At 41.7% G+C, this 1,289-nt stretch carries 1 protein-coding gene; it reads right to left on the reverse strand.

The annotated features are described in order from the left end of the window. The coding region (locus BUA03_RS16305) for an HYR domain-containing protein (RefSeq protein WP_139255703.1) at positions 1-1,289 on the reverse strand (1,289 nt) is incomplete at both ends.

Genomic DNA, 1,289 nt, shown 5'->3' on the forward strand with positions numbered 1-1,289 from the left:
ATAGCAGCACTGTTTACTGTAACAGTTACCGTAGCGGTATCACAATTAGTTGGATTTAAGATTTCACAGATTTGGTAAACCAAAGTATAAGAACCTGCAGGCGTACCCGGAGCAACAATTACATCGGTACCAGAAAGTGTAATTCCAGGGTTGCTAGAAGAAATAGTAGTCAAGATCACTTGATCCGCAGCTACAGGACTTCCATTTAACGTGTCATTAATTAGCACGTTCGTAAATCCTGTTCCACCACTCAATCCATTCACTGGTGTACCTGCATCATCATTAGCAACAATAGCAGCACTGTTTACTGTAACAGTTACCGTAGCGGTATCACAATTAGTTGGATTTAAGATTTCACAGATTTGGTAAACCAAAGTATAAGAACCCGCAGGCGTACCCGGAGCTACCAGTACCGTAGTACCATTTAAATTTACACCAATATTTGTTGAGGAGATAAAAGTTGTTATTACATCCTCTGTTTTAACTTCTGCACAATTAAGAATATCGTTTATTAAAACATTATTTACTGAAATCCCACCTGTTAGTCCATTTACTAGTACTCCAGTATCATCATTAGCTATAATTTCTCCAATAATCGTTACGATTTGAGTACAAGTAGCAGTATTTCCTGCTGTATCAGTTACGGTCCAAGTTACCGTTGTGTTTCCGATCGGGAATACACTAGGGGCATCATTAGTTACGGATTTCACACCACAATTATCAGCCGCAGTTGGCAGACCAAGAGTTACATTGGCTTTAGCGGTAGTACAAGAAGCGGCATCTACATTTACTGTAACCGGAGCTGCACAGGTGATTGTTGGCAGAATAGAATCGACCACCGTTACGATTTGAGTACAAGTAGCAGTATTTCCTGCATTGTCAGTTACGGTCCAAGTTACCGTTGTGTTTCCGATAGGGAATACACTAGGGGCATCATTAGTTACGGATTTGACACCACAATTATCAGCCGCAGTTGGCACTCCAAGAGTTACATTTTCTTTAGCAGTAGAACAAGAAGCGGCATCTACAGTCACTGTAACCGGAGCTGCACAGGTGATTGTTGGCAGAATAGAATCGACCACCGTTACGATTTGAGTACAAGTAGCAGTATTTCCTGCATTGTCAGTTACGGTCCATGTTACCGTTGTGTTTCCGATAGGGAATACACTAGGGGCATCATTAGTTACGGATTTCACACCACAATTATCAGCCGCAGTTGGCAGACCAAGAGTTACATTCGCTTTAGCGGTAGTACAAGAAGCGGCATCTACATTTACTGTAACCGGAGC

Origin of the sequence: Flavobacterium fryxellicola (assembly GCF_900143245.1) — a bacterium.
In the GTDB taxonomy this organism is placed as follows: Bacteria; Bacteroidota; Bacteroidia; order Flavobacteriales; family Flavobacteriaceae; genus Flavobacterium; species Flavobacterium fryxellicola.